At 61.7% G+C, this 23409-nt stretch carries 19 protein-coding genes and 1 pseudogene; 9 read left to right on the forward strand and 11 right to left on the reverse strand.

Annotation, left to right across the window (positions count from 1 at the left end; translation table 11 throughout):
* Positions 1-394: 394 nt before the first annotated feature.
* Positions 395-745 carry a phasin family protein gene (locus tag ACSQ3F_RS24390; protein WP_436102763.1) on the forward strand — a complete coding sequence of 117 codons (351 nt, stop codon included), beginning with the start codon at positions 395-397 and terminating at the stop codon, positions 743-745.
* Positions 746-1635: 890 nt separating this feature from the next.
* Here ACSQ3F_RS24390 and araD read toward each other — a convergent pair.
* Positions 1636-3360: an L-arabinonate dehydratase gene (araD, locus tag ACSQ3F_RS24395; RefSeq protein WP_436102764.1), complete on the reverse strand. Its 1725-nt coding sequence runs from the start codon at positions 3358-3360 to the stop codon at positions 1636-1638.
* A 74-nt stretch (positions 3361-3434) separates the two neighbouring features.
* Here araD and ACSQ3F_RS24400 point away from each other — a divergent pair, with 74 nt between their 5' ends.
* Complete coding sequence (locus ACSQ3F_RS24400; protein WP_436102765.1) at positions 3435-4157, forward strand: FadR/GntR family transcriptional regulator; 723 nt, start codon at positions 3435-3437, stop codon at positions 4155-4157.
* A gap of 10 nt (positions 4158-4167) precedes the next feature.
* On the opposite strand, the gene ACSQ3F_RS24405 is transcribed toward ACSQ3F_RS24400, so the two are convergent.
* The gene (locus ACSQ3F_RS24405) at positions 4168-5127 is read right to left on the reverse strand and encodes a dihydrodipicolinate synthase family protein (protein ID WP_436102766.1); all 960 of its coding nucleotides are present in this window, start codon (positions 5125-5127) and stop codon (positions 4168-4170) included.
* A gap of 495 nt (positions 5128-5622) precedes the next feature.
* Here ACSQ3F_RS24405 and ACSQ3F_RS24410 point away from each other — a divergent pair.
* Positions 5623-6009: pseudogene (locus ACSQ3F_RS24410) on the forward strand (SMP-30/gluconolactonase/LRE family protein); the annotation flags it as partial.
* Between the two features lie 198 nt (positions 6010-6207).
* On the opposite strand, the gene ACSQ3F_RS24415 reads toward ACSQ3F_RS24410, so the two are convergent.
* From ACSQ3F_RS24415 to ACSQ3F_RS24440, 6 genes are all read right to left on the reverse strand, one after another.
* The gene (locus ACSQ3F_RS24415; RefSeq protein WP_436102767.1) at positions 6208-7290 is read right to left on the reverse strand and encodes an ABC transporter ATP-binding protein; all 1083 of its coding nucleotides are present in this window, start codon (positions 7288-7290) and stop codon (positions 6208-6210) included.
* Positions 7291-7379: 89 nt separating this feature from the next.
* Positions 7380-8453 (reverse strand): Gfo/Idh/MocA family protein, encoded by a 1074-nt coding sequence (locus tag ACSQ3F_RS24420; RefSeq protein WP_436102768.1) that lies wholly within the window; start codon positions 8451-8453, stop codon positions 7380-7382.
* Positions 8450-9469 carry a Gfo/Idh/MocA family protein gene (locus tag ACSQ3F_RS24425; protein WP_436102769.1) on the reverse strand — a complete coding sequence of 340 codons (1020 nt, stop codon included), beginning with the start codon at positions 9467-9469 and terminating at the stop codon, positions 8450-8452. Before ACSQ3F_RS24425 ends, ACSQ3F_RS24420 begins: the two co-directional genes overlap by 4 nt.
* 76 nt (positions 9470-9545) lie before the next feature.
* The gene (locus tag ACSQ3F_RS24430; protein WP_436102770.1) at positions 9546-10433 is read right to left on the reverse strand and encodes a carbohydrate ABC transporter permease; all 888 of its coding nucleotides are present in this window, start codon (positions 10431-10433) and stop codon (positions 9546-9548) included.
* Entirely contained in the window at positions 10426-11388 is a 963-nt protein-coding gene (locus ACSQ3F_RS24435) for a carbohydrate ABC transporter permease (protein WP_436102771.1), read from the reverse strand. The genes ACSQ3F_RS24430 and ACSQ3F_RS24435 overlap by 8 nt, the downstream gene beginning before the upstream one ends.
* A gap of 5 nt (positions 11389-11393) precedes the next feature.
* Complete coding sequence (locus ACSQ3F_RS24440; RefSeq protein WP_436102772.1) at positions 11394-12683, reverse strand: ABC transporter substrate-binding protein; 1290 nt, start codon at positions 12681-12683, stop codon at positions 11394-11396.
* A 202-nt stretch (positions 12684-12885) separates the two neighbouring features.
* On the opposite strand from ACSQ3F_RS24440, the gene ACSQ3F_RS24445 reads away from it, so the two are divergent.
* The 6 genes from ACSQ3F_RS24445 to ACSQ3F_RS24470 all read left to right on the forward strand — a co-directional run bounded on the left by ACSQ3F_RS24445 (position 12886) and on the right by ACSQ3F_RS24470 (position 19733).
* Positions 12886-13563: a TetR/AcrR family transcriptional regulator gene (locus tag ACSQ3F_RS24445; protein ID WP_436102773.1), complete on the forward strand. Its 678-nt coding sequence runs from the start codon at positions 12886-12888 to the stop codon at positions 13561-13563.
* A 130-nt stretch (positions 13564-13693) separates the two neighbouring features.
* Positions 13694-14842 carry a Gfo/Idh/MocA family protein gene (locus tag ACSQ3F_RS24450; protein WP_436102774.1) on the forward strand — a complete coding sequence of 383 codons (1149 nt, stop codon included), beginning with the start codon at positions 13694-13696 and terminating at the stop codon, positions 14840-14842.
* 3 nt (positions 14843-14845) lie between these two features.
* Positions 14846-16009 (forward strand): dihydrodipicolinate synthase family protein, encoded by a 1164-nt coding sequence (locus tag ACSQ3F_RS24455; RefSeq protein WP_436102775.1) that lies wholly within the window; start codon positions 14846-14848, stop codon positions 16007-16009.
* Positions 15996-17438, forward strand: a complete 1443-nt coding sequence (locus ACSQ3F_RS24460) for a mandelate racemase (RefSeq protein WP_436102776.1) — start codon at positions 15996-15998, stop codon at positions 17436-17438. The genes ACSQ3F_RS24455 and ACSQ3F_RS24460 overlap by 14 nt, the downstream gene beginning before the upstream one ends.
* 25 nt (positions 17439-17463) lie before the next feature.
* On the forward strand, positions 17464-18288 hold the full coding sequence (locus tag ACSQ3F_RS24465; RefSeq protein ID WP_436102777.1) for a sugar phosphate isomerase/epimerase family protein: 825 nt from the start codon (positions 17464-17466) through the stop codon (positions 18286-18288).
* A gap of 167 nt (positions 18289-18455) precedes the next feature.
* Positions 18456-19733, forward strand: a complete 1278-nt coding sequence (locus tag ACSQ3F_RS24470; protein WP_436102778.1) for a Gfo/Idh/MocA family protein — start codon at positions 18456-18458, stop codon at positions 19731-19733.
* 27 nt (positions 19734-19760) lie between these two features.
* Here the strand turns inward: ACSQ3F_RS24470 and ACSQ3F_RS24475 are convergent, their stop codons facing one another.
* Genes ACSQ3F_RS24475 through ACSQ3F_RS24485 form a run of 3 tightly spaced genes read right to left on the reverse strand, consistent with a single transcriptional unit; the run spans position 19761 to position 23397 of the window.
* Positions 19761-20540 carry a sugar phosphate isomerase/epimerase family protein gene (locus tag ACSQ3F_RS24475; RefSeq protein WP_436102779.1) on the reverse strand — a complete coding sequence of 260 codons (780 nt, stop codon included), beginning with the start codon at positions 20538-20540 and terminating at the stop codon, positions 19761-19763.
* Positions 20537-21547: a hydroxyacid dehydrogenase gene (locus ACSQ3F_RS24480; RefSeq protein ID WP_436102780.1), complete on the reverse strand. Its 1011-nt coding sequence runs from the start codon at positions 21545-21547 to the stop codon at positions 20537-20539. Before ACSQ3F_RS24480 ends, ACSQ3F_RS24475 begins: the two co-directional genes overlap by 4 nt.
* On the reverse strand, positions 21544-23397 hold the full coding sequence (locus ACSQ3F_RS24485) for a DUF2264 domain-containing protein (protein ID WP_436102781.1): 1854 nt from the start codon (positions 23395-23397) through the stop codon (positions 21544-21546). Before ACSQ3F_RS24485 ends, ACSQ3F_RS24480 begins: the two co-directional genes overlap by 4 nt.
* Positions 23398-23409: the final 12 nt, after the last annotated feature.

Genomic DNA, 23409 nt, shown 5'->3' on the forward strand with positions numbered 1-23409 from the left:
AACCTTTTCCGTATCCTTGCAAGCCGATGGAAGTCTCGGCGACAGGGCATTTTGTGTGCTCTCTCACACCAATGCAGCGCGTGCCGAAATTGGCGATCGTTTAAGCGCGCGCGGTCATAGGTCAACGACGAACTGCACATCGAATCCAATCGCTCGTTACAGTTGCGTTTATCCTTTTTGACCCGGGCCTAATATTCAGGCCGGGATTTTTTGTAAAGTCATACTTTTATTCATTTCTTTTATTTATTTTTTCGCAGAAAACGTTCCAGTTCCGCCGCTTTTCATCAAGCTGTTGCAATAACAGTCCTTTATCGCATTGCACGTATACACTGACGTTATTGTGCAGCGCACATAGGGTGGTATCGTTGCAAGGCGTCAAAAGAGGAGCAGCCTGATGTTCAATTTCGAAGATGCAAACAAGAAAAGCAAAGAAACGATGGATACGATGTTGAAGAGCTATGCAGTGTTGACAAAGGCATTTCAAGCGATCGCCACCGAAGCCGCCGACTATTCCAAGAAGGCTTTTGCAGACAGCGTTGCTCACGTCGAGAAGATCAGCACCGTCAAGAGCGTTGAAGCTGCTTTCGAACTGCAGACCAAATATGTGAAGTCTGCTTACGAAGGTTATATCACCGAAGCCACGAAGATCGGCGAAATGTATGCAGATCTCGCCAAGGACGCCTACAAGCCCTTCGAAGCGCCGGTCGCCAAGGCGACAGCTGCCGTCAGGTCCGCTGCGGCCTGAGGCTTCCGGGTCACAAATCAAATTCTGAAAAACCGGCCGCACATTCCGCGGTCGGTTTTTTGTCTGCATGGTGGCGTCGATGAGCGGCGGCCCAGGAAATTATTCAAATCAATAGATTAACCTATAGTTCATTTCATCGCGGCAAGAAGTGGGACAGCCTGTCCTGGCTCACGGCAACAGCCCCGCCTCGCGCCGCAAATGCCGCGGTTGCGGAGACGGTTTTCCCGCCGCCGCGCTCGGAGGAGCGCGAGAGCGGCCGGAGCGAGCCGATAGGGGAGCGCAGCAGCCGAAGGCAACCCGCGCCCGCAAGGTAGCGCCGCAGGGTTTGAAGCAGGTTTGTGGGAAACCGTCGGTGTTCCGACCGGTTCAGGATCGGGGCAGACGCCAATAACCAGACCGCAGGACCGCGGTAACTGACCGATGTCGCGAGCCGGCCCCGTAAAGGGCCAATGGCGTTGGCCGGAGGGCATGCGCCATGGGCGACCTGCGGCCGCAAAGCGGATGGGCGACGACGGCACGGGAACTTCGCGCATGGTCGAAAGCACTAAGAGCAGCTGATGGCGGCCAATGGCATGAGGGCCAGGGAAAATGAGCGACGATCGGACCAGTACAGTCGTTGTTCCAGGAGATCGATGCTGCCGCGCGAGCCAAACTTGCGAAGATGTGATGCGAAAATCCTGACATGGCCGCTGGTGGATTATGTAGCCGCGATGGCTAGCGCATCGACGTAGCGGACGCGCTGGTCCGGCATCAGCGGCGTTCTTATGCGTTTCAGGGCTTCATTCCACTCCGTCAATCAAGATCGCATTGCACATCATACTCTGCAGACGGAGTGGTAGGATCACCTGATATGCCTCGTGGCCTCAAATTTTGTAACAGTATCGTCTTTTTCAGTGGATCTCCGGTTCGGGCAGTCTGTGTGCAGACTGGAGAAAGGTGAAGTCGCAGCCGTCGGGTGCCTGCTGAATGTTCTCGGCGTGCATTTTAAGGTAGCCGCGGCTGTAGTGGCGCACGGGCGGCGTCCAAGCGGCAAGGCGGCGCGCGATCTCGTCATCCGGCACTTCCAGCGTCAGGCTGCGGGACGCAACGTCGACCGCGATGATGTCGCCATTCCGGACAGCGGCCAAGGGCCCGCCGACATAGGCTTCGGGTGCGATGTGCAGGACGCAGGCGCCATAGCTGGTGCCGCTCATGCGGGCATCGGAGATACGCACCATGTCGCGCACCCCCTGCTTCAAAAGCTTGCGCGGGATCGGCAGCATGCCCCATTCTGGCATGCCGGGGCCGCCTGCTGGCCCGGCATTGCGCAGGACCAGCACCGTATCGCGGGTCACATCGAGCTGCTCATCGTTGACGGCCTTCATCATCGAATCATAGTCGTCGAAGACGAGCGCAGGACCCCGGTGCTTCAACAGCGAGGGATCGGCGGCTGCAGGTTTCATGACGGAGCCTAATGGTGACAGGTTGCCCTTGAGGATCGCGGTTCCGCCGCGTGCCGCGACCGGTCCCTCGAGTGGCCGTATAACGTCGGGAAGGTGGACCTCGGCGCGTGCGATCGCCTCACCGAGCGTGCCCGACACGGTGCGTTCGCCGGTGTTGAGCAAAGTCTCGAGCTGCTTCCACAAGGCCGGCAGGCCGCCGGCATAGTGGAAATCTTCCATCAGAAAGGTGCCGGTCGGACGAATGTTACAAAGGACCGGCACGCGTTCCGACATGCGGTCGAAATCATCGAGCGTCAGATTGATGCCGCACCGGCGCGCCATCGCGATCAGATGGATCATTGCATTGGTCGAGCCGGCCATGGCCATGTGGACGACGAGGGCATTTTCGAAGGCGTTTTCGGTGAGCAGGTCGGATGGCTTCAGGTCGCCCCAGACCATGTCGACGATCCTGATGCCCGAGAGCGCGGCCATGCGCGAATGGCCGGCGTCAGGCGCCGGGATAGAGGAGGCACCCGGTAAGCAAAGCCCGAGGGTGTCGGCGAGTGCAGTCATAGTCGAGGCCGTGCCCATGGTCATGCAGGTGCCGAAGGAACGGGCGATGCCGCGTTCCATCTCTGCCCATTGTTCTTCGCTGACGCGGCCGGCCTCCTTTTCCGCCCAGTATTTCCACACGTCAGATCCGGACCCGAGCGTCTGGCCGCGGTAATTGCCCCGGAGCATCGGTCCGGCCGGAACGAGGATCGTCGGCAAGTCAACCTGGATCGCGCCCATGATCGTGGCCGGTGTGGTCTTGTCGCAACCGGCAAGCAGCACGACGCCGTCGATCGGATGCGACCGGATCAGCTCCTCGACTTCCATGGCGAGGAAGTTGCGATAGAGCATGGTCGTCGGCTTGACGTAGGTTTCCGCAAGCGACATTGCGGGCAGCTCGATCGGGAAGCCGCCGGCCTGCCACACGCCGCGCTTGACCTCTTCTGCCCGGGTGCGCAGATGCGTGTGACAAGGGTTAATGTCGCTCCAGGTGTTGATAATCGCAATGACAGGTTTTCCGGCGAATTCCGTCTGCTCGTACCCCATCTGATAGGCGCGCGAACGATGACCGAAGGAGCGCAGATCCTCCGCACCGAACCAGCGAAAGCTGCGTAAATCCTGCGGTTTTTTACGTTCGGCCATAGGTGCCTCCTTTGCATACGCGAATGGTTCGTCTAAATTGCCTGTCCATAAAATAGACAGGTGGGTGCAGGCGATTGAACGAAGCGTTGTTGAAGCTGAAGCCGGCGCGGCGCGAACGCCTTGCCGATGTGCTCTACGGGCAGATCCTCGAGCAGATTACCAGCGGCCGGCTGGGCGAGGGTGACAAGCTCCCATCGGAAGCGCAGATCTGCCACGACTTCGAGGTGTCGCGACCGGTCGTGCGTGAAGCGCTGATGCGGCTGCAGGCGGATGGTCTCGTCGTTTCGCGTCAGGGCATCGGCACCTTCGTCAAGTCGCGGCCATCCGAGAACTTGACGGACTTCGCCGCCTCGGCCGAGATCGCCTCCTATCTCAGGGCCTTCGAGCCGCGGCTCGCGCTCGAGACCGAATGTGCCGGGCTTGCCGCTGCGCGCCGCAACAAGCGGCAACTCGGCCAGATTGCTGATGCGCTTGCGGCTCTCGAGGCGGCCTTCAGCAAGGGCGATACCGGCTGGGAGGAGGACTTCGCCTTCCATCTCGCTGTCGCCGACGCGGCCGGCAACGAACTCTTTCCCCGACTGCTGCAGGAGCTGCGCGACATCCTCAGCGGATCGATGCGCATGGCGCTCAGCCTGACACGGCAAGGTTCCGACGAGCGGCGACGGCGGGTGCTCGAGGAGCATCGCAAGATCTTTCAGGCGATCTCCAGCCAGAACAGCGACCTTGCGCGCCTCTACATGCGCTACCACCTTACCGAATCGCGCGCCCGTATCGTCGGGTCTCATCGGGACTTCTGACCGGCTCATTTCAACCTCGCGCTGCGTCCTTCGATGCTGGCACAGCGAAAGCCTCGCTGGCCGCCTTCAGGGACAGAGCGGCCGCCGATATCGCGGCAAGACCCTCGTCGCCATCGCGATTCGACAGGAAATCGCCGATAGGCCCTGTCTCGCTGATGCCGGCAAGGCGAACCGCCTCGTGGAGCACGCGGATCGGCGAGTGGGCATCGCGTAAATCTTCGAGCGGCAGGAAGGCTTCGCGGATGCGCTGCGCCTCGGTCGTCTGGCCTGCCTTGCAGGCGCGCAGGATTGCCATTGACAGGTGCGGCGCGATGCAGACAGAGCCTGACGTGAAGCCGTTGAGCCCAATTTCGAGATGGTCGATTGCCGGGCGCTCGCCGATGCCACCGATGATGCGCGCACCGGAACCGACGGCATCGAGGATGGATTTCAAATAGGGGTCATGTGTCGGCTTGGGACGAACCACCGCATATTTCAAGGCACAGATGGCGCCATCGTTAAACAGGCGGGCGACATCGGCCGGGGAGATGTAGCCCTCGTTCTTGATGTAGAGGATCAGCGGGCGGCCTGCGATGTCAGCGAGTTTGCCGATGCCGGTGGCCAAGCCCTGTGGCGTTGCCGGAAATGAGAGCGGCAGGACCATCCCTGTGGGGAAGTCGCGCCCGCGAAGTACCGCCGCCTGGTCGGCCGCCTTGCCGAAGTCGGCACCGATCGACGGGATCATCCAGCAGCTCTCATCGGGCGCAATCGCCTCCAGCATGTCGAGCAGGCCGTCAAAACCGCCGACGCCGAAATTGTAGAGGTTGGCGTTGCCGCCATAAAGGTAGGTCGTGACGCCGCCGGAATAAAGCCAGTCGACCAGCTTGCGGTTTTCGCCTTCGAGCGGCAGCCCGGCCGGATCGCGCGACAGCGGTGGCACCGCAAGAACCGAGGCGGCGAGGTCTTCCGGGGTGACGGGGGCGGTTTTCATAAAAATCTCCCTTGTAAGCTATTTGTAATGTTAGTTTACACGTTTGCCCGTTGCAAGTAGCCGATCTTTGTTTTCGCAGAGACAAAATATCTTTGTTTTCATATATTGAATACGGGCGGGCGCATTGGGCGATGCAAATGGCATCCGGGGCGATTTTAATCAAACATGTATGCAAAAATAACATTCCGCTGACTTCCCGACGGCAGGTTCGGCGTTGCGGAGAGCCCCGCCTAAGACGATCGGCGCGATTGCTTCTTTCGTCGACATTCCGGGAAGGGCTCTGCATCGGATGGGACTAGACGGGTCCGGTCATGTCTGGTGGGCTTTCGATAGTGAGGTATGCAGCATCGGCCTTGCTCGCTCTGGCCTGCTGATTGTCGCACTTCGCAATGCGGTGATCCTGTTCGATCCGGATGCGGCAAAACGTGCAGGATCGTTGCCAGCATCGAGGCGGAGCGGACCGATACACGACTGAACGACGGCAAGGTCGGCCCCATGACGCCTTCTGGGTTGGAACCATGCATGAGGTTGCGGACCCGGCGGCCGGTTGCCTCCCTCTATCGCGTGACGCCGTCGGGGGCCGTGGAGCGCAGGGTCGAGGGGCTTGTCTGTTCCAACGGGCTTGCCTGGAATGCCGAGGGTAATCTTCTTTTCCATTCGGACTCCCCCGCGCAATGGATCGACCGGTGGCGCTTCGACGCTGAAACCGGCCTCCTGTTTGACCGCCACCGCATCGCGATCCTTGACGAGACGACCGGCCGACCGGATGGTGCCGCCATCGACAGCGAGGGCTTCTACTGGAGCGCCGGTGTTTCGGCCGGAGCGCTCAACCAGTTTTCGCCAGGGGGAGACATCGTCGAGCGCCATCCATTTCCAGTCGGCGCGCCGATGATGCCATGTTTTGCAGGCCCGCGGCTAAGGACGATGGTCGTCGCGTCACTGCGGCCTGCCTGCGCACAGCCTCTCAGGCGGAATTTTCATTGCTCAAAGCCCTGTCGCAGGCGCCGCCGTTCAACGCTTCGACGACAGCGCGCTTGTCTGAGGAAGACTGCCGGGGGGACCGCCCGGCAGACCCTGAAACTAGATTGCGATGCCGTCAGCGGCGAAAACGTGACAGCGGGCCGGATCGAAATAGACCTTGAGATTGGCGCCGCGTTGCACATCCTGTTGGCCGTCGAGAGCGACCGTCAGCGCCTGCCCGTCTGGTGTCGTCGTATAGAGCATCGTCGCGCCGCCGAGGTTTTCGACGAGATCGACATTGACGGTGCCGAGCGCGATCCAGGCCTCGCGTTCGGCTACCAGATGCTCGGGCCGGATGCCGAAGGTCACTGTGTCGCCGGGCGCGCCTGCCTTGAGGCGGCGCGGCAGGCGGACGGTGTTACCGCCAACGCTCATCACAGTACCTTCGCCATCGGAGGCTTCGAGCCGGGCATTGAGAAAGTTCATCTTGGGGCTGCCGATGAAGCCGGCGACGAAGCGGTTGACCGGATGATTATAGAGTTCCAGCGGTGCGCCGACCTGCTCGATGCGACCGGCGTTGAGCACGACGATCTTGTCGGCCATAGTCATGGCCTCGACCTGGTCGTGTGTCACGTAGATCATCGTGTTGCCAAGGCTGCGGTGCAGGCGGGAGATCTCCACGCGCATCTGCACGCGCAACTCCGCGTCGAGGTTGGAGAGCGGCTCGTCGAACAGGAAGATACGCGGCTCGCGCACGATGGCGCGGCCAATGGCGACGCGTTGGCGCTGGCCGCCCGAAAGCTGCTTCGGCTTGCGCTCAAGCAGCTTCTCGATCTGCAGAATTCCAGCGGCGCGGCGCACGCGGGGCTCGATCTCGGCTCTCTTGTAGCCTGCGGTCTCAAGGCCGAAGGCCAGGTTCTTGTAGACCGACATATGCGGGTAGAGCGCGTAGGACTGAAACACCATGGCAATGCCGCGCTTGGCCGGCGCCACTTCGTTCATGCGCTCACGGTCGAGCAGCAAGGCGCCACCGCTGATCTCCTCGAGACCGGCAATCATGCGCAGCAGCGTCGATTTTCCGCATCCGGACGGCCCGACGAAGACGACGAACTCTCCGGGCTCGATATTGAGGTCGATGCCGTGGATGACGTCGAACGCTCCGTAGCGCTTTTCAACTTTCTCTAGGACTACACTCGTCGACATCGCCCACATCCTCCCTTGGACCGGTTCCCGGTGTTTTGACGCCGCACCGAATTGCTCGGCCGGAGTTGGTTTAATCGGTTGGGGCGCCGCTAGCGTGTTCGCGCGCGCCAGTCTGCATATTTCGGACTGTCCGCGGTAATTGGCAACGTGACTTCGGAACCACTGTCGGACGACTGGTAGATCGCCGTCACCAGTTCCAGCGCTTTTCGGGCGTCGCGGCTTGTCACCGGCAGCGGGCCTTCGCCGCTGAGGTACCGGTGAAAGTGTTTCATTTGCGTGGTGAAGCGTGGCGCGACAGGCTTCCAGTCAGCGAGCAGCGCGTCGATGCTTGCCTGCACGACAGCGTTCGCTGCGAGGATCTTCCACGGATCCCTGCCCGGTGCATAGGGCTCATGGCTGCTTTCGAAGGTCACGTTCTCAAAATGCAGCCGCAGCCGGCTGATCTGCTCCTGCGAACCCAGCGTGCAGGAAAGTGAGACGAGGGCGCCGTTTTGCATGAGCAGGCTCGCGGTTGCGCAATCCTCGACCTCGATGTCGTTGACGCGGGTCGCGACGCGGCCAAAGACCTTGTCGACCGGTCCCATCAGATGGGTCAACATGTCGTGCTGGTGCAGCGCGTGGGTGACGAGGACGCCGCCGAGCTCGGTCGCCCATTTGCCGCGCCAGGGAACGGAATAGTATTTCGGGATGCGCAGCCAAAAGGTCTCGACCGCGCCGAGATAGGGCTTGCCGGCGATGCCGGCGTCGATGATGCGCCTGGCCTGCTCGATGCCGTCTCCGTATCGATACTGAAAGATCGGCATAAGCACGCCCTTGGCGTTCTTTTCCGCCTCGATGATCTTGTCGACGCCAGCAATCGAGCCGGTGAGCGGCTTCTCGCAGATCACGTGTTTTCCGGCCCCAAGGGCTGCGACCACCTGGCCGAGATGGATGCTCGGCGGCGTGCAGATGTCGATGATGTCGATTGTGTCGTCGGCAAGCAGCTCGTCAAACGAGGTCGTGCGGCGAGCGATAGAGAACTCATCACCGACCTGCTTCAGCCGCGTTTCGTCGAGGTCGCAGATGGCGGCCACGCGGAATTTGTCGGGGTGAGGGAGATAGCCTTCGACGATGTGCGATCTGCCGATGCCACAACCGACGACAGCGACTGTCCAGATACTCATCTCATGTGTCTTTCCTGGTTGGTCTCGGCCATCTCCTGCGCCGTCAGCGCCAGTTCCATGGCTTTGAAGCAGCGGGCCTGCGGCATTGCAGTTTCCGTCCGGTCGTGGATGTCGGCGATGAACTGCCGGCCGAAGGGCAGCTCCAGCGCCGAGCAATCGAAGTACCGGACACCGGTCCCGTCCGTCAGGAACAGGTGGTTGCCGCCTTCGCGGCCGGCGAGGTCCACAGTCTTGCGGATTTCGATCGTGCCGGCCGTGCCGATGATGAAGAGACGGCCGTCACCCCAGGTCGGCATGCCGTCCGGCGTGAACCAGTCGACGTGAATCGTGCCGGTGATCTTACCGGCTATCAGGTGGATGTCGCCACTATCCTGCAGTTCCGGCCGGTCGGCGTTGGTGTGGTTGGAAACGCTCGCCGACAGCACCCGGGCCTCCGTCGCGTTTGTGAAGAACAGGAATTGTTCGCACTGGTGTGAGGCGATGTCGCTCAGGATGCCGCCATAGTCGGCGCGGCGGAAGAACCAGTCCGGCCGTGTCTCGCGCCGCAGCCGGTGCGGCCCGAGACCGACAGTATGGACTACCTCGCCGATCGCGCCCTTGGCAACGAGTTCGCCGGCCTTGACGGTAGCGCTGTTCTCGAAATGCTCGGAATAGAGGATCGAGAAAATCCGCCTCGTTTCGGCCTGGACGCGCTTCACTGCGGCGAGCTGTTCCAGGGAGGTCATCCCGGGCTTGTCAACCAGCACGTCCTTGTCATGGCGCATGACCGAGATTGCAAGGTCGGCGCGCCGCGTTGAGATCGCCGCCGATGTGACGAGGCCAATCGTCCTGTCCTCGAGGATTTCTTCGAGCGACTTGCGCGGCACGTCCTGATACACGCCACAAAACTCGGCAGAGAGCTTATCGTCCTCTTCGTGGAAGCCGACAAGTTTTGCTCCGGCACGCAGCAGGCAATTGACCTGGCCATAGATATGGCTGTGGTTCAATCCAACGGCGGCAAAACGCAATTCACGCATTGATACAGACACCTCGTATGGTCATGGCTTCGGTCAATCCCGCGGGGGATCGTTGATTGCATTCAGATCCGGCGTGTCACCGCTTCATGCCGGTCGTCGCGATGCCCTCGATGAGCAGCCGCTGGAAGAACAGGAAGAAGAAGAACACCGGCACCAGCGACAGCGTCGACATGGCGAACAGACCGCCCCAGTCGGACGTGCTGCTCGAGTCTACGAAGGTTCTGAGGCCAAGCTGGATGGTGTAATTGTTCATGTCGTTGAGGTAGATCAGCGGACCGAAGAAATCGTCCCAGGTCCAGATGAAGGAGAAGATTGCGGCCGTTGCCAGAACCGGAAGCGACAAGGGCAGCATGATCTTCCAGTAGATGCGCCAGGGGCTGCAGCCGTCCATCATCGCCGCCTCGTCAAGCTCGCGCGGGATGCCGCGGAAGAACTGGACCATGAGGAAGATGAAGAAAGCGTCCGACGCCAGAAACTTCGGCACGATCAGGGGCAGGTAGGTGTCGACCCAGCCGAGGTTGAGGAACAGCACATATTGCGGGATCAGTGTCACGTGATAGGGGATCATCAGCGTGCCGAGCATGATCGCGAACCAGAAGTTCCGACCCGCGAACCGAAGCCGCGCGAAGGCGTAGGCCGCGAGCGAACAGGCAACGACGTTGCCGATCACGGTCAGCACCGAGACGACGAGCGAGTTCCAGAAGAAGCGCCCGAAGGAAATGTCGAGGCCGAACCAGCCGCGGACATAGGAGCCGAGATCGATCGACGACGGCAGGAGCGACGTCGAGGAGAAGATCTCGTCCTCGGGCCGGACGGACGCCGAGACCATCCATAAGAGCGGGTAGATCATGGCGATCGATGCGGCGATCAGGGCGACATGGATCAGCGCGCTGGCGATGGGGCTGCGTCCGGTTGGCGGAGGTGGGAGCGGAGCAGTGACGGCAGTCATCAAAATGTCAGTCATCGTAGTGCACCCAGTAGCGCGATGTCAGGAAGGAAAAGGCGGTGAAGATCGCGATGATCACCACGAGGATCCAGGCAAGCGCCGAGGCGTAGCCCATCCGGAAGTTTCCGAACGCCTCCTGGTAGAGGTAGAGCGTGTAGAACAGCGTCGAATTGATTGGTCCGCCGGTGCCGCCGGAGATGATGAAGGCCGGGGTGAAAGCCTTGAACGCGTCGATCGTCTGGACCACGGCGTTGAAGAAGATGACCGGCGTCAACAGGGGCAGGGTAATCTTGTAGAACTGGCGGAATTTCGAGGCCCCATCTAGGCTTGCGGCTTCATACATGTCTGTCGGGATTTGCCGGAGACCGGCGAGGAAGATGATCATCGGCGAACCGAACTGCCAGACCGACAGCGCAACCAGCGTGTAGATCGAATAGTTCGGATGCGAGATCCAGCTTGGGCCCTCGATGCCGAACTGGCTGAGTGCGGCATTGACGAGCCCGTCGCCGGCAAAGAGCTGCCGCCAGAGAACCGCAATGGCAACGCTGCCGCCGAGCAGTGACGGCAGGTAGAAGATCGCCCGGTAGAAGGTCAGTCCATTGATGCCGCGATTAAGCGCGATTGCGACCAGCAGCGCAAAAGCCAGCTTGAAGGGAACGGAAAGCACCACATAGGTGAGTGTAACGCTCATGGCCGCGGCGAATTTCGGATCGGCGTTGGCGATCCGGACATAGTTCGCCATTCCCGTCCATTCAGGAGACCGAATGAGGTCAAAGTTCGTGAATGAAAGGTACAGCGAGACCAAGGCTGGCCCCAGTGTCAAACCGAAGAAACCGATCAGCCATGGCAGGAGGAACATGTAGCCCGGACCGTTGGCGGCCCAGAGGCGCGCAAGGCGCCCCTTGGCCTTCACCACCGTCCGCGGCCCGTCCACGGCAATTGCCGTCGTGGCGGTGCGCGTCACGCTGTGCATGCCGGTTAGCCTCGTCCAACGATGCGTGCGACTTCGTCGACGAGCGCCTTGCCGCCATCAGCGGGCGAAAGCTGTTCGAAGCCGACCTGCTCACCGATGCTTCGCAGGGCGAGTTCTGCCTCGCCTGCACCTGCCGGCGGCGGCGGCGGCAGCTTACCGACGAGATCGCCGAGCCCGGCGACATAGTCGAGTGCCATCTTGCCCTGCGGGTCGAGCTTCGCTGCGACAACCTCGCGCATTGCAACCGATTCCGGGATACCGCGTTCGACGCCGAGGATTTCTATGGCTTCCGGGTTCTTGACGAAAAAGTCGATGTAGGCGACGGCCTGATCGACGGCCTTCGACTGGGCCGAGACGGAGAAGAACATCGATGGCTTGCGGTAGTGCCCGCCCTTGGAGGCCGCTTCGATGCGCATGTGGTTGGTGAGACTGAGCTTGTCCTTGTTGATCGCCTGATAGCCGACGAACTGGTTGGAATGGGCGAAGGATGCGGCGGAGCGACCGATCGATACCGTGTTGGTCTCGATATCGTTCTTGTCGAGCGCCTGGACATCCGGGGGAACGCAGACGCCGTCTTTTCGGAATTTCGCCCACATGTCGAACCATGCGGAAGCGTCGTCAAGATCGAAGGCGATCTTGCCTTCGGCTGTGTATAGCGCCTTGCCGCGCTGGCGCAGCCAGTTTTCGAACAGCGGTTCGTTGACGCTGCCGTCGGCCAGGCCGTACATGCCTTTGCGCTTGCCCGCCCTGGTGATTTCTGCGCCCATGCGGGCGAATTCTTCCCAGGTCGTTGCCTGTGTCGGCAAACCGACGCCGCATTCCTCGAAGGCCGACGCGTTGAGCACGGTCGCGGCCGCGTTGGCGCCGAGACTGACGCCGTAGAGATGCCCGTCGACACTGCCGCCCTCGATCTGCGACCTGTCGAAGTCGTCGACCTTGAGTTTGGCCGGTACATAGGCTTCCAGTGGCGCCAGCGCACCGCGGCGGGCATATTCGACGATGTAGCGGTAGTCCATCTGTATGACATCAGGCGCATTGCGCCCGGCGACCTGCGTGGCAAGACGCGGCCAGTAGTCGCCCCATCCGAGGAACTCGCCGTTGATCGACGTGCCGGCATTCTTAGACTGATAGAGTTGCGAGACCTTGTTGGTGCGGTCGGCACGGGCCTGCGAGCCCCACCAGAGCACCCGAAGGCGAGAGTCCTGGGCGAGGGCATTGCCTGCTCCAAGTGCTCCGAGCGACAGAAGCGCTGCTCCTCCCGCGACGAAATTCCGCCTGCTTACGCGTAGTGTCATCTGTTCCTCCTCCTCATTGAGGACTGCCTCCCAGCAGTCCCCTTGATTTCCCTTGCAACAAATAACTAATTGGTTACAAGTTATGTTGTAAAGCGGCGAAGGTGTCAAGCACCTGTTTAGCGTTCTATCATTACCTTGTAACTTTATTTTACAATATGATAGTGCGGCTATTGCAAAATGTGTCGATGGAGAGGGTGCTCAGATGGATGGAGGCGGCGAGGCTGGTCGAACTGGGCGTGGTCGCCGTGGCGTGTCGGAGCGCGCGAACCAGCGCGATCCAGAGCGCACGCGAGCGGCAATTCTGGATGCTGCAACGGTGGAATTTGCGGGCAACGGCATGGGTGGCGCCCGTGTCGATGCGATCGCCGAACGAGCAGGCACCAACAAGCGCATGCTCTACCATTATTTCGGGGACAAGGAGCAGCTTTATCTCGCCGTGCTCGAGCAAGCCTACATCAATATCCGCTCGGCGGAGCGGGCGCTGGATCTTGCAAATCGGAGCCCGGAAGACGGGATTCGCGAGCTTTCTCTATTCACCTGGCGTTATTTTCTCGACAATCCCGAGTTCCTCAGCCTGCTGGGGACGGAGAACCTGCATAGGGCGCGTTGGCTTCGCCAGTCGAAGCGCCTGCGCGAGCTGCATTCGCATCTGATCGGCGAGCTCGCCGACCTGCTTCAGCGTGGAAAAGCCGAGGGCACCTTCATCGAGGATGCGGATCCTCTTCACGTCTACCTGACGATCGCCTCGCTCGGATATTTCTATCTTTCCAACCAGTACACCCTGTCGACGATCTTCGGGCGCGACCTGATCGAGCCTGCGAATGTCGGCCGGTGGGAACAGCATATCGTCCATGTGACGCTCGCCTCAATCCGCCGATAATTCCAAACATGTCATTTTTGTTGTTGACAAGTGCGTATTCTCTCTGCCATCAAGTAACTGTTTAGTTACCGGCTGAAGCAAAGGCCCTGGTCGCCCCTTCAGCTCACCGACGATGGCAGGGGAGGAACCAATGGCACGTCTCGGGATCATTCTTCACGGCGTCACCGGACGCATGGGATACAATCAGCACCTTGTCCGCTCCATTCTGGCCATCAGGGATCAGGGCGGCCTGATACTGAAGTCGGGTGAGCGCCTTGAGATCGATCCGATCATCGTTGGCCGCAATGCAGCCAAGATAGAGGAACTTGCCCGCAAGCACGGCATCGCCCGCTGGTCGAGCGACATCGGCGCAGCACTTGCCAATCCAAACGATACGATTTTCTTTGACGCCGGCACGACTCTGATGCGGGCGCAGCTCTTGAGCCGGGCGCTCGACGCCGGCAAGCATGTCTATTGCGAAAAGCCGATCTCGGACGATCTCGAAGTCGCGATCAAGCTTGCCCGCAAAGCGCGCGCCTCCGGACTGAAACACGGCGTCGTTCAGGACAAGTTGTTTCTACCCGGCCTGCGCAAGCTGGCGCTTCTGCGTGACTCGGGCTTTTTCGGCAAGATTCTCTCGGTGCGCGGCGAATTCGGCTACTGGGTGTTCGAGGGCGATTGGGGCGTTCCGGCACAGCGTCCATCCTGGAACTACCGCAAGGGTGACGGCGGCGGCATCATTCTCGACATGCTCTGCCATTGGCGCTACGTGCTCGACAACCTGTTCGGCGAGGTCCGCGCTGTGTCGTGCCTTGGTGCCACCCACATCCCGGCGCGCGTCAACGAGGGCGGGCAGAGTTATCATTGCGACACCGATGATGCCGCCTATGCGACTTTCGAGCTCGACGGTGGTGTGATCGCGCAGATCAACTCCTCATGGGCAGTTCGAGTAAGGCGCGACGATCTGGTGACGTTCCAGGTCGACGGCACCCATGGCTCGGCGGTCGCGGGACTGACAAAATGCTGGACCCAGCACCGGGTGAATACGCCGAAGCCGGTTTGGAATCCGGATCAGCCGCAGACGATCGACTTCTACAAGACCTGGGACGAGGTTCCGGATACGCAGGGCTTCGACAACGGCTTCAAGGTGCAGTGGGAAATGTTCCTGCGCCATGTCGCAGAGGATGCGCCATGGCCTTACGGGCTTGAAGCAGGCGCCAAGGGCGTGCAGCTTGCCGAACTGGGACTGAAATCCTGGGCCGAGCGCCGCTGGCTCGGCGTGCCGGCATTGGAGTTCTAGGCGATGGTGACGATCAACCTGCCGCTCGACGGCCGCATTACGCCCTACACGCTTACCGGAACGCCGATCCCGCTCGCGCGGCGGGAGGCGAAATCGTTCCCGCGGGTCGTTTTCGCCGCAGCCCATGTGGTCGCCGATCCGCTGGCCGACAACGACCCCTGGCTGACACCGGCGATCGACTGGGAGCGCACGCTTGCCTTTCGTCACCGGCTCTGGGACCTCGGGCTGGGTGTCGCCGAGGCGATGGATACCGCCCAGCGCGGCATGGGGCTTGGCTGGGCGGAGGCGCAGGAGCTGATCCGGCGCGCGCTTGCCGAAGCGCGCGGTCGCCGCGGCGCCCTGATTGCCTGCGGTGCCGGGACCGACCATCTTGCACCGGGACCGGACGTGACGCTCGATACGATCATCAGGGCCTATGAGGCGCAGATCGAGACGGTGGAGGCTGCCGGGGGCCGGATCATCTTGATGGCGAGCCGGGCCCTTGCCGCCGCCGCGCGCGGCCCCGACGATTACATTAAGGTCTATGACCGCATCCTGTCGCAGGTGCGCGAGCCGGTGATCATCCACTGGCTTGGCGAAATGTTCGATCCGGCGCTCGAAGGCTATTGGGGCAATCGCGACCATCTGATGGCGATGGAAACCTGCCTCGACGTTATCGTGGCGCATGCGGCCAAGGTCGACGGCATCAAGGTTTCGTTGCTGTCGAAGGAAAAGGAAATCGCGATGCGCCGACGCCTGCCGAAGGGCGTGCGCATGTACACCGGCGACGACTTCAATTATGCCGAACTGATCGCCGGCGACGAGCAGGGCCATTCCGATGCACTGCTCGGGATCTTCGACGCCATCGCGCCCGCCGCTTCCGCGGCCATGGCGGCGCTTGGCGCGGACCGTCAGCGCGAGTTCTTCGATCTACTCGAGCCGACCGTTCCGCTCTCCAGGCACATCTTCAAGGCGCCAACGCGCTTCTATAAGACGGGCGTCGTCTTCCTAGCCTATCTCAACGGACTTCAGGACCATTTCACCATGATCGGCGGCCAGGAGAGTGCCCGGTCGCTTGCGCATCTTGCCGATTTGTTCCGTCTCGCCGACCGGGCACGGGTCCTTGCCGATCCGGCGCAGGCGGCAGAGCGCATGCGCCACATTCTCGCCGTGCATGGCGTCGTTTGAGGGCGAAGGTGTGACCGGCAAGATCGAGATCAGGCTCGAAGAAGCGGCGGTCTTCGAACGCTCTGTTCGCTTCCGCTTCCCCTTCCGCTTCGGCGCCGCACGTGTTGAGGCGGCGCCGCAGGCCTTTGTCCGCGTGCGTATCAGCGATACGTCGGGGCGCAGCGCCATCGGCAGGGCGGCGGAAATGATGATGCCCAAATGGTTCGACAAGAGCCACGTGCTTTCGCCGGACGACAATGTCAAACAACTGCGCACGAGCCTTCGACTTGCGATCGGCGCCTACCGCGATGTGGGAAGCGGAACACCTTTCGCGCTTCATGCGGCAATCGAGGGGGAGCATCACCGCCGAGCGGCTGAACGGGGACTGCCGGGTCTTGTTGCATCCTACGGGCTGGCGCTCCTCGATCGCGCCCTTATCGATGCGGTCTGCTGCCTTGAGGGGCTAAGTGCCGTCGAGGCAGTCCGGCTCAACCGTTTGGGCATCGACGCGGCGACCGCGCCCGATCTGCGGAGCTTCGATCTGAACGGCTATTTCGCAAGTCTCGCTCCTGCGGCCACGATGGCCGTGCGTCATACGATCGGTCTCGCCGATGCGTTGACCTCGGCAGATATCGCCGAGGGGGCGCGTATCGGCGACAGCCTGCCGCAGACGCTTCAGGACGTCATCGCCGTCTATGGCCATCGCCATTTCAAGATCAAGGTCTCCGGCCGTCCGGCAGAGGATACTGGACGGTTGATCCGGATTGCCGAAGTGCTCGATGCGGCGACCGAGAGCTACGTGGCGACGCTCGATGGCAACGAACAATTCGAGAGCAGCGAGGGCGTCGGCGACCTACTCGACCGGATTGCGGCCGAACAGCGCCTTGCCCGGCTACGCAGCTCGATCCTGTTCTTCGAGCAGCCGATCGCCCGCGCCGAGGCGCTGTCGCGATCGGTTGCGGACATTTCCTGCCGCATCCCGCTAGAGATCGACGAGTCGGATGCCGATATCGGTTCCTTCGTCGAGGCGAAGGCGCTTGGCTACGCGGGAATTTCGACCAAGTCCTGCAAGGGCTTCTATCGCTCGCTCCTCAACAGTGCCCGCATTGCCAGGTGGAACAGCGAGGAAAGAACAGATCGCTACTTCATGTCGGCGGAGGACCTGACGACCCAGTCAGGGCTGGCGCTGCAGCAGGATCTCGTGCTTGCGGCCCTCATCGGCGCGACGCATGTCGAGCGCAACGGCCATCACTATGTCGACGGGATGGTGGGCGCGCCTCAGGAGGAGCAGGCCGCGTATCTGAACGATCACGGCGACCTCTATCACATGTCGAACGGCCGCGCCCGGCTCGCCATCCGGGGTGGGCGCGTCGCGTTCACGTCGGCGCTGGCCGCAAGGGGCCTCGGTTCGTCAGTCGAACCGGACTGGTCGGCGATGACACGATCATAACGGAAATCTCGGGAGGAAAACGAGCATGCCGGTCGAGGATCTATCCATCAATCTTGCAACCATTCGCGAGCAGTGCGGCTTCGCTGAGGCCGTGGACGTCTGCCTGAAGCACGGTATCACGTCGATTGCGCCATGGCGCGATCAGCTGGCCGCGGTGGGGCTGAAGGAGGCGGTCTCGATCGTCAAGTCCAACGGCCTCCACCTGACCGGCGTCTGCCGCGGCGGCTTCTTTCCGGCGGGGACCCGGGCGGAGCAGGAAAACGCGCTTGATGACAATCGCCGGGCCATCGATGAGGCCGCCGCGCTCGGCGCTGATTGCCTGGTGCTGGTCGTCGGCGGTTTGCCCAAGGGATCGCACGATCTCGGCGAGGCGCACAGAATGGTGGCAGACGGTATCGCGGCGGTGTTGCCGCATGCGCGCCAGGCGAACATGCCGCTCGCTATCGAGCCACTGCATCCGATGTATGCGGCTGACCGCGCCTGCGTGAACACGCTTGGCCACGCGCTGGACATCTGCGAGAGGCTCGGCGATGGCGTCGGCGTCGCGATCGACGTCTATCACGTCTGGTGGGATCCGGATCTCGCCAACCAGATTGCCCGCGCGGGGCGGATGAAGGCGATCCTCGCACACCATATCTGCGATTGGCTGGTGCCGACCGCCGACATGCTGACCGATCGCGGCATGATGGGTGACGGGGTCATCGACTTGCCGGCCATCCGACGCCTGATCGTGAATGCGGGTTTCAACGGCCGTCAGGAGGTCGAGATATTTTCCGCCGGAAACTGGTGGAAGCGTCCCGCGGACGAGGTGGTCGCGACTTGCGTCGAGCGGTTCCGGTCGCGCTGCTGATGAGCCGAAACTCGGATACAAAAATGACAAGATGCTATCGCAAAATCTGGTTTGATTCGTTGACAATCCTCGATTCTAACGACTAGCATGTATTTTAAATTTACATGTTGGGCGTTTTACGCTCGGCGGCAACCAATCTCCGAATGCATGTCAATCAAGAGGCTATCATGGAACAGAGACGTCGCTTTGCGTTGGTCGGAACGGGCAATCGCGGTACCACGATGTGGGGGCGGGACCTCCTTGCCGGCTGGTCGGATCACGTCGAACTGGTGGCGATCGTCGACCGCAATCCGCTTCGCGCCGAGCGGGCGCGGGCGATCATCGGAAGTGCGGCGTCGATCTACACCGACCTCGAGGCCATGCTGCGGGATACAATGCCCGACCTCGTGATCGTGTGCACGCCGGACGACACCCATGACGACATTGTGGTGCGCGCGCTCGAGTCTGGCGCCGACGTCATCACCGAAAAACCGATGACAACGACCGTGGACAAGATCCGCCGCATCACCGACGCGGAAAAGCGGACCGGCCGGCGGGTCGATGTTTCCTTCAATTATCGCTTTGCGCCGACGGCTGCCCGCATCAAGTCGCTGCTCGATGCCGGTGAGATCGGCCGGGTGACATCGGTCGACTTTCACTGGTATCTCGACACCTCGCACGGTGCCGATTATTTCCGCCGCTGGCATGCCTACAAGAAACATTCCGGCAGCCTGTTCGTGCACAAGGCAACGCATCATTTCGATTTGCTCAATTGGTATCTCGGCAGTGATCCCGAGGCGGTCAGCGCCTTTGGCGACTTGCAGATGTACGGCCGCAAAGGGCCATTTCGCGGTCCGCGCTGCAAGCTCTGTCCCCACAAGGCCGAGTGCGATTTCTATCTCGACCTCGGTGCCAATCCCTTCCTCGACGCGCTCTACGAAGAGCCCTCGGCGATCGACGGCTATTTTCGCGATGGATGCGTTTTCCGGGAGGACATCGACATTCCGGACACGATGGTCGCGACGATCCGCTACCGCAACGGCGTCCACGTCTCCTATTCGCTGAATACGTTCCAGCCAATCGAAGGTCACCACATCGCCTTCAACGGGTCGAAGGGGCGCATTGAGCTGCGACAGTTCGAGGCGCAGCCCTGGGAAACGCCGGCATCAGACGAGATACTGCTGGTCCGCAGCTTCGAGGAGGGCGGCCGCGCGGTCGAGCGGATCACCGTGCCGCATTCCTCCGGAGGCCATTACGGTGGCGACGACCGGATGCGCAACATGATCTTCAAGCCCGCTACCACCGATCCACTCGGCCAACGGGCGGGATCACGCGCCGGCGCCATGTCGGTGCTCTGCGGAATAGCCGCGTTCTCCAGTGCAAACGGCGGCTCGGTTGTCCGGCTTGCCGACCTGATGCCGGAACTTTTCAGCGAGCAGAGCGAGCGCGTGCTGAAGGCAGTGTAATCGGTTGATGCCCAAGGGCGCGTTGCCTCAAGCTGCCTGGGCGTCGAGAATTCGATGCAGCGTTGCGGCGTCCTCGAAAAACGCGGCCTGCTCGTCCTCCGGGACGAACTCCAGCATGGCGAAGCGTCGGCCCTTCCACCGTGATGCGGGGACTGCAGCAAGCACTGAGCGCCAGTAGCTGCTGGCGGTCTCCAGCGGGTAACGGTTGCGCTCGCGGTCCCAGGCAAAAACGTGGACGTGCGATACGTGCTGGCCAATCCGCGCGATCTCGGCCAAGGCTTCCTCGATCGGGAGGCCGGGGCGGGGCTGCCAACAGAGATAGACGTTGTCATGACCGATCGCCTCGATCAGACGCTCGGCGGAACCGGTGGTGTCGGTCAGCGACTGAGGGTGATACTCAAGCGAGATCGTAACGCCCGCGCGTTCGGCTTCCGCGGCCATTTCGCGGATCAATACCGCGACTGCCCGTCGTTCGGCTTCGCTGTAGTCGGCGGAATCGCGCCAGCGGGTTCCGGGCCAGATTCGAATGTTCGAGGCATCCAACCTGACCGTCGTATCGAGCGCCTTCGCGAACGCACCGATGTCGTCCGTTGGCGGTGACACATAGGAGCCGAAGGAGGTGGCAAGCCCCGCCGCGCGGGACAATCCGCCGATGGCTAGCGCAGCTTCATCGTCTCCGGGTATGACATGGACGTCACCGGCCCATTCGATGGCGGCAAGGTTTGCCTCGGTTGCCAGCCGGACGATCTGCGCCGGGGGAAGGGAACGGAAGGTGACGGTACAGAGCGCCGGTTCGAATCCGCTCATGCCATGCCCTCCAGATCCTGCCCGCGTACCTCGTGGCGCAGCGGCCTGCCGTCGATGAAGCGGGCGATCTCGTCGATCACCGTTTCTCCGAGCCGGATGCGCTCCAATCCGACGGCGCCGGCGATATGCGGCGTCAGGAAGACGTTCGGCAGGTCATAGAAAGGCGAGGTGCGCCCGGGGATCTCGGGATCCGTCACGTCGATGATAGCGTCGATGGCGCCGGTCTTCAGCGTTTCGAGCAACGCGTCCTCGTCGATCAGTGCGCCACGCGCCGTATTGATCAGCGTCGCACCGTTTTTCATCAGCAAGAGGCGTCGCGCGTCGACCATGTGGTGGGTCTGCGGGAGTGAAGGAGCGTGCAGCGAAACGATGTCGGCTCGTGTGAAGAGGGTATCGAGATCGACTTTCTCGACCTGGTGATCGGCTGCCTCGCCCTCGCTGACCATTGGGTCGTAAAGTAAGACCTCGTAGTCGAAGGGCCGCAGCAGCTCGATGACGCGGCGACCGATGCGAGAGGCACCGACGATGCCGACGACGCGGCGATAATTGCCGATCGACTCGGCTTGAAGCGGATGGGTGAGCGTCCGGTCGCGTTGGGCGACATAGAGATCGCGGAATCGAAAGACATTCTTGCCAGCGAAGATGATGGCCGCGAGGGTGAACTCGGCAACGGGGAGAGCATTCGCCTGCGCCGCGTGCGTGACCAGCACGCCGGCATCGAAGACCCATGGACCGACAATACCCTTTACCGTGCCTGCCGCATGGGCAACGAGGCGCAGATTAGGGGTGGAGGCAAGGGCGTTGGCATCGAAAAGCGGCGCGCCCCAGCCGGTGACCAGAATTTCCGTTTCGGCGAGCAGCCGCCTTGCCCTGTCATCCGTGAATGTTGTCATCGGCGTGGTATCAAGCAGAAGGCCGAGTTGCTCAAGCCGGAGCAGGAGCTCCGGCGGAAGAACGTGCTGCGTGCGGTCCGGCAGCATGGCAAGGGTGATCGAAGGACGCTTCATGGGATCTGTCCCGGCGCATCCATGGCGCTGACGATAACCGCGCTTGCGGTCATTGCGACAAGCTCGTCGAGGGCTGGCGCAGACGGCGGCTTCAGCCAGTCACCGGCGATGGTGGTCGTGTCGCGAGCCGCCAGCACAGCGGTGCGAAGTATGGTCTCTCCCGCGGGGATATTTCCGCGCAATTGCGGCACGAGGGTCTTTGCGACGACCAGGTTGGTATTAGGCGGTGCCTTGTGGGCGATGCCGTCGCGGGGAATGGTCGAGCCGAGGTCGAGAATGCCGGTGAAATCCTCCTCGCCGATCGCATAGGCGGCGCCCACCACCGAAGATAGCGTATCCATCTCGAAGTCACGCCTGGCGATGGCAAAACCGCCTTCGGCTGTTTCGAGCGGCCGGGGTGTTACGATGCGGTGAACGCGGATATGCCAAGGACCTGCCGGCATCAGCCAGGTCTCGACAGTGACGTCCGGCCAGGGCGACCATCGCGAGAACAATGCATTGCCCGCCAGCGTTGCTTCCTCGTTGGTCTCACGGACCCGATAGTGGAGGCTGTCATCGCTGAAGGCGAGGGTGGAATCGAAGGCGCCACTATGAAAGCCGCGCTCGTCGCATTCGACGCTGAAGCCATAACGTGCCGAATAGGCGAACTTTGCGTATTTCTCCGTGCCGAAGCGTTGCTGGAGGTTTTGCTGGCCCGAGGAAAGCGCCACCACATCACCTTTACCGCGCATGACGACCATGCCGGGATGACGAAGGGGAACAGGTTGGCGGACGGGCGAAAGCGGATTCTCTTCACTCGTCCAGAAGGGGTGCGTCTCGCTGACGGCGAGCGCCAGGAAAGCCTTGAAGGCCCAATAGGGGGAGCCGGCAGAGTTGTAGCTTTCCGACATCAGGAGGTTGGAATAGCCGTAGCCGATCGACAGCACCCCGTCGCGATGGGTCATCGGCTTGTCAGCCCACCAGCGCAGGTGTCTCAGGCAGAGCCCCTTAATCTCCCCCCAGGGCAGCGCTTCGACGTCGGCAAAAGCGAGGGCCGACCAGAAGCCGGCGCAGGCGAAGCGATAGGTGAGGCTGCGGCCAAATGCGATGGTCGCCCCGTCCTCGGCGAACCAATGACGGAAATCGCGGGCGAAGAGCGCCGCTCGCTCGCGATAGCGCTTCGCCCGATCGTCCTCGACCAGCCGCGAATAGATCAGCCCGTAGAAGTGAATGGCGAAGGGCACATAGTGGTCGATGCGCCGGACGTTGCCATCCCTGTACCAGCCATCGGCGATGTAGAACCCGTCGAGTTCCTCAAGGTAGGTCTCCGTCAGGCTGCAATCATAGTCGACGCCGAGCCGGTCGAGAGCGATGTCGACGAGAACACGGAAGAATTTCCAGTTGTTGTCGGCATAATTGAAACGGCGGGCGTGCTTCAGATAGGTGACGAGATTGTCCTTTGCGCTGGGGGGGAGCGGATCCCAGAGCTTTTCCGGGACGAGGGCAAGCGCGAAGCCGAGGGCTGCGAGTTCGACCATGCGCTGGTCGCGGCCTTTGACCGCGCCCCAGTATTCCGGATGTTTCGGGTCGGTGCCGTTGGAGATGCCTTCGGCATAGCGGTGCCAGAATGCGAAGTCGCCGCCGCCGGCAGTAAAGGGGGCGAGTCCCCAGAGCGGCCGTGCAAAACCCTCCAGATCGGCCGCTGCCCGGTCGAAATGTCCTGCCGATGCATCGAGGCGGACACGGGCATTGCCGGTTGAAAAATACGGCAGCAGCGGATCGAACAGATCGGTCAGCGCGCGCTGCATGTCGCCGCGGCTTGCGAGGGGATTACCGGCGAGCGGGTTTCTGCTGGCAGGATCAAAGATCATGGCACTATCTTC

The sequence above is a fragment of the Pararhizobium sp. LjRoot238 genome, assembly GCF_964252955.1.
Lineage (GTDB): Bacteria > Pseudomonadota > Alphaproteobacteria > Rhizobiales > Rhizobiaceae > Pararhizobium.

What these genes read in the sequence shown, in the direction of transcription:
- ACSQ3F_RS24390 (WP_436102763.1), top strand. Translation starts at nt 395, where the DNA reads ATGTTCAATTTCGAAGATGCAAACAAGAAAAGCAAAGAAACGATGGAT.
- araD (WP_436102764.1), bottom strand. Translation starts at nt 3,360, where the DNA reads ATGGCCGAACGTAAAAAACCGCAGGATTTACGCAGCTTTCGCTGGTTC.
- ACSQ3F_RS24405 (WP_436102766.1), bottom strand. Translation starts at nt 5,127, where the DNA reads ATGAAAACCGCCCCCGTCACCCCGGAAGACCTCGCCGCCTCGGTTCTT.
- ACSQ3F_RS24415 (WP_436102767.1), bottom strand. Translation starts at nt 7,290, where the DNA reads ATGTCGACGAGTGTAGTCCTAGAGAAAGTTGAAAAGCGCTACGGAGCG.
- ACSQ3F_RS24420 (WP_436102768.1), bottom strand. Translation starts at nt 8,453, where the DNA reads ATGAGTATCTGGACAGTCGCTGTCGTCGGTTGTGGCATCGGCAGATCG.
- ACSQ3F_RS24425 (WP_436102769.1), bottom strand. Translation starts at nt 9,469, where the DNA reads ATGCGTGAATTGCGTTTTGCCGCCGTTGGATTGAACCACAGCCATATC.
- ACSQ3F_RS24430 (WP_436102770.1), bottom strand. Translation starts at nt 10,433, where the DNA reads ATGACTGACATTTTGATGACTGCCGTCACTGCTCCGCTCCCACCTCCG.
- ACSQ3F_RS24435 (WP_436102771.1), bottom strand. Translation starts at nt 11,388, where the DNA reads ATGCACAGCGTGACGCGCACCGCCACGACGGCAATTGCCGTGGACGGG.
- ACSQ3F_RS24440 (WP_436102772.1), bottom strand. Translation starts at nt 12,683, where the DNA reads ATGACACTACGCGTAAGCAGGCGGAATTTCGTCGCGGGAGGAGCAGCG.
- ACSQ3F_RS24445 (WP_436102773.1), top strand. Translation starts at nt 12,886, where the DNA reads ATGGATGGAGGCGGCGAGGCTGGTCGAACTGGGCGTGGTCGCCGTGGC.
- ACSQ3F_RS24450 (WP_436102774.1), top strand. Translation starts at nt 13,694, where the DNA reads ATGGCACGTCTCGGGATCATTCTTCACGGCGTCACCGGACGCATGGGA.
- ACSQ3F_RS24455 (WP_436102775.1), top strand. Translation starts at nt 14,846, where the DNA reads ATGGTGACGATCAACCTGCCGCTCGACGGCCGCATTACGCCCTACACG.
- ACSQ3F_RS24460 (WP_436102776.1), top strand. Translation starts at nt 15,996, where the DNA reads ATGGCGTCGTTTGAGGGCGAAGGTGTGACCGGCAAGATCGAGATCAGG.
- ACSQ3F_RS24465 (WP_436102777.1), top strand. Translation starts at nt 17,464, where the DNA reads ATGCCGGTCGAGGATCTATCCATCAATCTTGCAACCATTCGCGAGCAG.
- ACSQ3F_RS24470 (WP_436102778.1), top strand. Translation starts at nt 18,456, where the DNA reads ATGGAACAGAGACGTCGCTTTGCGTTGGTCGGAACGGGCAATCGCGGT.
- ACSQ3F_RS24475 (WP_436102779.1), bottom strand. Translation starts at nt 20,540, where the DNA reads ATGAGCGGATTCGAACCGGCGCTCTGTACCGTCACCTTCCGTTCCCTT.
- ACSQ3F_RS24480 (WP_436102780.1), bottom strand. Translation starts at nt 21,547, where the DNA reads ATGAAGCGTCCTTCGATCACCCTTGCCATGCTGCCGGACCGCACGCAG.
- ACSQ3F_RS24485 (WP_436102781.1), bottom strand. Translation starts at nt 23,397, where the DNA reads ATGATCTTTGATCCTGCCAGCAGAAACCCGCTCGCCGGTAATCCCCTC.